Annotated in this window: 6 protein-coding genes; 5 read left to right on the forward strand and 1 reads right to left on the reverse strand. The window is 42.2% G+C overall.

All coding sequences use genetic code 11. From position 1 onward, the window contains the following. The first annotated feature begins 78 nt into the window (after nt 1–78). The 5 genes from ASV53_RS21295 to ASV53_RS21315 all read left to right on the forward strand — a co-directional run bounded on the left by ASV53_RS21295 (nt 79) and on the right by ASV53_RS21315 (nt 5,656). Nucleotides 79–258 (forward strand): hypothetical protein, encoded by a 180-nt coding sequence (locus ASV53_RS21295; RefSeq protein WP_094958580.1) that lies wholly within the window; start codon nt 79–81, stop codon nt 256–258. A gap of 168 nt (nt 259–426) precedes the next feature. Next, nucleotides 427–768 carry a hypothetical protein gene (locus tag ASV53_RS21300; protein WP_094958581.1) on the forward strand — a complete coding sequence of 114 codons (342 nt, stop codon included), beginning with the start codon at nt 427–429 and terminating at the stop codon, nt 766–768. 694 nt (nt 769–1,462) lie between these two features. Further along, nucleotides 1,463–2,674: a maltoporin gene (locus tag ASV53_RS21305; protein WP_094958584.1), complete on the forward strand. Its 1,212-nt coding sequence runs from the start codon at nt 1,463–1,465 to the stop codon at nt 2,672–2,674. Nucleotides 2,675–2,789: 115 nt separating this feature from the next. Next, entirely contained in the window at nt 2,790–3,614 is an 825-nt protein-coding gene (locus tag ASV53_RS21310) for a MalM family protein (protein WP_094958582.1), read from the forward strand. A gap of 116 nt (nt 3,615–3,730) precedes the next feature. Further along, nucleotides 3,731–5,656 carry a glycogen debranching protein gene (locus tag ASV53_RS21315; protein ID WP_094958583.1) on the forward strand — a complete coding sequence of 642 codons (1,926 nt, stop codon included), beginning with the start codon at nt 3,731–3,733 and terminating at the stop codon, nt 5,654–5,656. 109 nt (nt 5,657–5,765) lie between these two features. Here ASV53_RS21315 and ASV53_RS21320 read toward each other — a convergent pair whose 3' ends face one another. Beyond that, the gene (locus tag ASV53_RS21320) at nt 5,766–7,649 is read right to left on the reverse strand and encodes a methyl-accepting chemotaxis protein (protein WP_189337934.1); all 1,884 of its coding nucleotides are present in this window, start codon (nt 7,647–7,649) and stop codon (nt 5,766–5,768) included. Between the last annotated feature and the right edge of the window lie 106 nt (nt 7,650–7,755).

Genomic DNA, 7,755 nt, shown 5'->3' on the forward strand with positions numbered 1-7,755 from the left:
AAAAAAGCCTCAAAGTGACATAAACTGATCATGAAAAACCATTTATTTATGTAGATGAAAATCATGGGAGGATTTCTAATGGACAATAGAGAGAGACTCGAAGATATCGAACTTCGTATTGCAATGGCATATGAAGAGGGTAACTACCACGAAGCTGCATTACTTGAGCAACAGTTAACCCACTTTCGTGGTAAAACAAATCTCTACGAGAGTAATGAGCCATACTCCATTGAAGGGCGAACATTTTTAGATGAATAACAGCGTCCATTTCAACTACATGTAAAACACTAAACGCCTTCGGCACTTTTATACAAAGTGACAAGGGCTTTTATACGCAGTGCCAAAGGCGTTTGTAATTTTGAATAGTGAAAGATAACGAAGTAAAAGCGGTCTGTTTTTCTGAGTCACTTCATCAGAGGATTCAGTATGTTTATCAAAACCGCACTTGCAGTGCTGACATTAGCTTGCAGTTTTATAGCCGAAGCAGACTTACAGAATATAGGTCATTTTAATGCTAATGGTATCTACCAGCCCGGCTACACCAACTACAACCACGCCCGTGAAAGATCGACGGATACCACAAGCAAACCGCTATCCATTAACCACCAAGCGAGAACAGGTGCCATAGAACCCAACTATGTGAACTACCCGATAGATACACGCACACATCGCACAGCATCGACTGGCGATCAACTCTCTAAAATTGGGAATTATAAAAATGGTATTTATGAGCCTGGTTATTTGAATCATCAACACATCAGAAATTAAATTCAATTAAAGGCATTTGTTTTCATACCCAAATGCCTTTTTAATATTCAGCAGCCTGCATTCAGTTATGAGTATAAAACCGTGATCAAAATCTTATTATCAACACTAAATAGAAAATAGATTGTGAATTGATCACAGTTATAATTTCACGTTATTCATTAACAAACACTGTCTTGTCACAATTTTTATTCATAATAAAAAGCAAAACGTTTAATAAGCCTCACTCATCCCCCTAGGGCATTACTTATTACGTGATTAAGTTCAAATTAATTACATGACGACGATCACACCTTTTTTATTAAAGTGATCTTCAACACATAAAATTCGCCATTTAGCTCAATTTTCCTTTATGAAATAACAAAGTGTGACCTACGCACTCCTCCTCCCTACTCCTCCTAAAATTAATATCTCGGAGGAGGATGCTGTTAATTAACAGCAAGAGCACAATGAGTTCATCCAAATACGGATAAGAGTTTTATTGCTGAGTTCACTCTTTTTCTCACATGCACATTTGAGATTTGACCAAACGGTCGGCGGGAGGAAAACCCTGATTCCCGCCAATTCTTTGCAAAGCTTTATTGCCATAAACAATGGCTTTGCAAAGAACTATAAAAAGGGCGTTTTCATCAGCCTAATTGTTATAACGGAAAAACAACAAGAACATAATGTTTCACTTAAGGAGTTACAAATGAAGATGAGCAAAATCTGCCTAACAGCAGCTGCTGTCTCTGCAGCTTTAGTATCAGCATCTGCTATGGCATCTGATGGCGTTGATTTCCATGGTTACATGCGTGCCGGTGTTGGCATCAGTGGCGACAATGGTGCAAACGTTTCTTACGAGAAAAATAAAGTTGGCCGTCTAGGTAACGAAAACGACGTATACGGTGAAATTGGTCTAGGTAAAGAAGTTTACAACCAAGACGGTGCATCTTTCTACGTTGACTCAATGCTTGCTGTTTCTGCTAATGGTTCTAGCGATTGGGAAACATTAGATGGTAAAGAGGATTCAATTGCTCTTCGTCAATTCAATGTTCAAGCTAAAGGCCTAATCGCTAGCGATTCAGAAGCCGTGCTATGGGCAGGTAAGCGTTACTACCAACGTCACGACATCCACATCTCTGATTTCTACTACTGGGATACATCTGGCGCAGGTGCTGGTATTGAAAACCTATCTGTAGGTCCAGGTAAACTATCTGTAGCTTGGCTACGCGATGACGACGGTAAAGTTAACGGTAATAACTTCGACGTTCGCTACAGCGGTATCAACCTATGGTCAGATGCTAGCCTTGAAGTAGGTATCAACTACAACAAAGCTAACCCAACAGATACTCAAGAAAAAGGCGTTGATTTCAAAGACAGCGTAATGGGTACAGCTGAGCTAACACAAGGCAACCTACTTGGTGGCTTTAACAAGACTGTTCTTCAATACGGTACTAACGGTTTCGGTCAGCAAATGGCTGCTCTAGGTGCAGGTCACTACACAAACACCAAATCTGATGACGGCGTAAAAGGTTACCGTATCATCAACTGGGGTGTGGTAGCACCAACAGAAAGCTTCGAAATTGGTCACCAACTTGTATACGCAGCATCTAGCTACGATAGCCAAGATGATCACAAAATCTGGAACGCAGTGGTTCGCCCTATGTACAAATGGGACAACCACATGAAAACTATCTTCGAAGCCGGTATCTTCGATGAGAAGAATGCACCAGCTGATACAGGTACAGTAGACAAAGCAGGTAGCAAATTGACGGTTGCACAAGCCTGGTCTGCTGGCTCTAGCTTCTGGGCACGCCCTGAACTACGCGTATACGCTAGCTACTTAAAAGATAGCAAAAACGACAAAGCATTCGGTGATAAAGATTCTGAATACAGCGTTGGTGTTCAAGTTGAAGCATGGTGGTAAGCACTTCGCTTCTCTAGCTTAAAATCACAGCTGGCCTACTATTAGGCCAGCTGTATTTGCTTTGTGTGTAAGTCATTTATGGGCAAAGCAAATACAGTCAAAGGTGGTAATAATCATGAATAAAACCTTCCCTATCTTGCTACTCGCTACCTTGCTAAGCGGTTGTGTTACGTCACAAGATGAAGTGACGACGGCTGCCAAAAACCAAGTAGAAAAAAATCTACAATCAATTAGCCAAATTGCTTGGACCCCAATACAGATACCAAGTACAACTAAATTTACAATTGATGACACCAGTCAGCACTTAAACAACACCCTAAGTAAAAGTGCTATCGCTGCATTTACAGTCCCAGCAAACCGTGGGGCAATTACCATTGAGCTAAAAAGCTACGCAGATAAAACAATCTACTCGCCAACAGTCCAGATTTACAACAGCAAAAATCAACTGATACAAGAATATGCTTCAGCACAATTTAAATATGAACCCGCAGCGATGCTCGAAAATGATCGTTTAGTTGGTAAATTTACTTTTCTGCCACCACTAACCGAAAAAGAAGCACGTATTCTTGTGTTTAGTACCCCTGAAGATCTCACAAAATCGACCACAGTACTTCACCCTGCAAAGGCTTATGCAATTGCACGTAGTACTCAGCCACCTGAAATTGCGGACCCAGTCGTGCAACACAGTGGTTCCAAAGGGCAATTTTCACTGATACTGTCTTCACCGAGTCTAGCTAATAACCAAATGTTAAGTAGCGCCCCTGTGGGTGACCATGCTCCTACAATAAAAGAAACTAAAGGTTACTACTTGAATTCCATTGAGAATGCTGTAAATAATGGTGACCTTAATAAAGCTATGAAACTACTTGATGAAGCAGAGAGACTGGGAATTGCCGATGCACGACCAACCTTCATCAATGCCGTTGAAGCTAAAAAATAATGACAATCAGGACATTTATTCAATTACCATTATAAATATTTTGCAGTTTACTGCTGATTAATGGTTTGAATAGACAAAGGCTGCCTTGGCAGCCTTTATTGCGTATTGAGGATCCCATGGACTGGCAAGTAACCAAAGGCACCGCAACCCCACTTGGTGCAACTATCACTGCGACAGGGTGTAATTTTGCAATTCACGCCCCACATGCAAAAGGACTCACTCTTGTTATTTTTGATGACAAAAATGATCATCACTCTATTGCGCTACATAAAAATCATAGCCATATCTATTCAGCCCATGTCAGCGGCATTCAAGCAGGTACTCGCTACGCTTATAGTGTTGTATCATCGAAAAAAACACAGTGGCTGATCGACCCTTATGCTCATAAGCTGGGTCTAAATCCACTGTCAGAAACAGTACCCGTCGCGATTACTGTGCAACATGAATTTGATTGGCAAAGCACAGAAAAACCACATATCGAGCAGGCTAATACGCTTGTCTACGAACTGCATGTCAAAGGCTTTACCCAGCTCCACCCCGATATCCCTACGGAACTTCAGGGGAAATACCTTGGCCTTTGTCACCCTGCATGTATTGAACATTTTAAATCGTTAGGTATCACAACCCTTCAGCTGATGCCTATCGCAACCAGCTTAGATGAAGAACATCTTCACGATAAAAAACTCACGAATTTTTGGGGTTATAACCCTCTCAGCTGGTTCGCTCCAGACAAAAAATTTGCGGTTTGTGACCCGGTTATTGAACTAAAAACCATGGTACGTACCCTGCATCAGCATGGTATAGAAGTGATTTTAGACGTTGTTTATAACCACACAGCCGAAAGTGGTGATGGCGGGTTAATCTTTAACTTTAAGCAGCTGGCCCCAAAAACCTACCTAATGAATGGCCAAGGCCAATTTGAGAATTACTCAGGCTGCGGCAATACCGTTGATCTTAACTACCCTCCCGCGCTAAGAACCGTAATGGATTCTTTGCGTCATTGGGTTGAAGAATATCAAATTGATGGCTTTCGCTTTGATTTAGCAGCAACTTTAGGACGCCGAGGGCCTTTGTTCGATCGCAGAGCTGCCTTTTTCCAAAGTATCCACCAAGATCCCGCCTTACAGTCCACCAAACTCATTGCTGAACCGTGGGATATTGGCCCAAATGGTTATCAACTGGGTGGCTTCCCAATGCGCTGGAATGAGTGCAATGATAAATTCCGGGACATAACGCGGAGCTTTTGGAACCACAAATCAAGCTTGGGTGATTTTGCCACCCGCTTAATGGGATCTCGTGACTTGTTTAGCGCCTCAAAATGGCCCGATAAACTCAGTGTTAATTACATTAGTTACCACGATGGTTTCACCTTGCAAGACCTAGTGTCCTATAACAACAAACACAACGAAGCGAACAAAGAAAATAACCGAGATGGTCATGGTGATAATCGTTCCTTTAACCACGGTGTCGAAGGGCCTACCGATACAGCAACCATTGTTACACTACGAGAAAGACAGAAGCGAAACCTGATCACTAGCTTATTATTTAGCTTTGGTATCCCGCACTTACTGGCTGTTGATAGCCTATCACATACCCAAAAAGGCAATAACAATGCCTACTGCCAAGATTCTGATATCAGCTGGGCTAATTGGCAATTAGGCGATACACAGCATGATTTTTATCAGTGGTTACAGCAGATCATCGCTGCCCGTAGTAAATACATGGTGCCTTTTATTGAAGGATTTTCTGGGGAGAGCCGAGGTGAGCACCGCATTAACTGGATGAAGCCCAATAGCCAACGCTTAAACGTAGATGACTGGCATCAGCATTCGCCAATCATTTTACATTTGGGGTTATATCACTGCGGTTCTGAATTACTGTATCTGATCAATCCAGACAAAATCCCCACGCGCTTTCGTCTACCAAAAGGCAGCCCATGGGAGATTATTTGTGATACATCCGATCTAAATCCAAGTCAGCCAACAGTGTGTACCACACACATGCAGTCTGCACATTCGATGACAATTCTGCATCGAAGATAAAAGATCCCATAAAACAAAACGCCCGCTCAGAATGCCTGAGCGGGCGTTTTAATTTCAGCCTTATAGCTCCTCAATAGCAGGGCTATAACACTAAGTAAATCAATTACGATTAAACAACAAAGGCTGCCACTTTATCGTTCAGGTCTGACGCTTGGTTACTTAAACTCTGCGCTTGTTCACGAGATGATTGTGCATCTATCGCAAGCTGATCAGTCACATCTTTGATCGTCGTAGTATTTTGCGTAATCTCATCCGTTACATGCGTTTGCTCTTCAGCCGCGGTCGCAATCTGAGTTGCCATATCACTAATCAGTGCTACGGAGCTACTGATCTGATCCAGCGCTGCTGTTGCCTGATCGGCATCATCTACCGAACATTGAGCAAGCTGCGTACTGGTTTCCATCAAACCTACCGCTTTCGACGTTGTTGTTTGCAGTGTGGCAATCATGCTTTGAATTTCTTCAGTCGAAGTATGAGTACGTTGAGAAAGTACACGTACTTCATCAGCAACAACGGCAAAACCTCGACCTTGTTCACCCGCACGCGCTGCTTCAATAGCCGCATTCAATGCCAATAGGTTAGTTTGTTCTGCAATACCTTGAATCGTCGATAGAATACTATTGATGCCTTGCGCATGGCTGTTGAGCTCACCAATCACTTGAGTCGCTTCATTCACTTCCGTTGCAAGGTTATTGATTGACGCACGGCTCTGGGTCACAAGGGCATGGCCACTAGTTGTGTGCGAGGTAGAGTCTTGTGCTGCACGAGCAGTCTGTTCAGCGTGTGATGCTATTTCTTGCGTGGCTGATGCCATCTCAGTCACCGCTGTAGCGACTAAGGTAATTTCATCTTGTTGGCGATTTAATTCAAGTGCCGATTGTTCAGCACGTCTCTCTGCTTCTGCAGATGTCTGGTTTAGCTCTACACCTTGTGCACGAATATGGCTAATCAAGGTCTGAAGGCTAGCAACAAAACGGTTAAAGTTACGGGCAAGGTCTCCAACTTCATCTTTAGTATCAATGTCAATTCGCTGCGTTAAATCTCCGCCGCCTTGTGCTATTAGCGCAAGAGCATCCGAGACTTGCTGTAGTGGCTTGAACAAATAAGCGCATAGCATATTAAATAAGAACACACAGACAATAACAGCTAATAGTGTGGTAAATAGCTGCTCATACAAGGAAGTATAAAGTGGCGAAACAACCGAATCGTAATCAATCACTATCACGGTATTAAGGTTAGTACCTTGAATCGGCGCCACAAAAACATAACTCTCATTGCCAGTAATGTCTTGCTGAGAAACCTTACCAGTACGAGCAAGACGCTGTAATAAATCAAATGTTAAATCACGATCTTTTGCGTTCACTGGTTTATTAAGTAAAGACGTATCTGCATGCGCAAAAATATTGCCTTTATCGTTGGCAATAAACATATAACCTTTACCCGGTAAAATTACCTCGTCCAGTTGCTTAATAATGTCAACCATCTCAACATCGGCCCCCAATACAGCCTGCTGTCCAAAGATATTGATCGCTTTACCCATAGATACAACACTCGCACCTGTCGCTGCTGCAACTGTTGGGTTTTCGACAGTAACTTTACCGTTTAGCTTGATCGCATTCTGAAACCAGTGCCACTGACGAGGATCGTTATTCCCCGGCGGTAAAATCACTTTATTTGCGTTGTCTTGCGAACCATCGCTATACGCAAGAAAAACATTATCAAACTTGCCTGAATCACGCACTTGCTCTAAATGCTGTTGTGTCGAATTTTGTGAAATAGCTGTCGGCATTGCTGATAACGCTGTCCCCTTTGCATCTAACCAATCAATTACATAATGGTTATATGCCGACGCAACCCCTTTTAAGCGCGTACTTAAATCTTGATCTAATCGCCCCAGAGAAGAAACAAAAGATAAGGCTGTTACTACTAATCCACCGATAATAATGGCAATACTTGCCGACACTGCCAGTTTTTGCCTAAGTGTTAAATTCATTATTTTTAACCTTAACGTTATAATTGTGTGTGAATGCTTTAAATAAATAATCAAAACCTGTATATTTTTCACAGGTTGAATTAAATACAATTACTCTCTATTAAAC

The sequence above is a fragment of the Photobacterium sanguinicancri genome (genome assembly GCF_002265265.1).
Lineage (GTDB): Bacteria > Pseudomonadota > Gammaproteobacteria > Enterobacterales > Vibrionaceae > Photobacterium > Photobacterium sanguinicancri.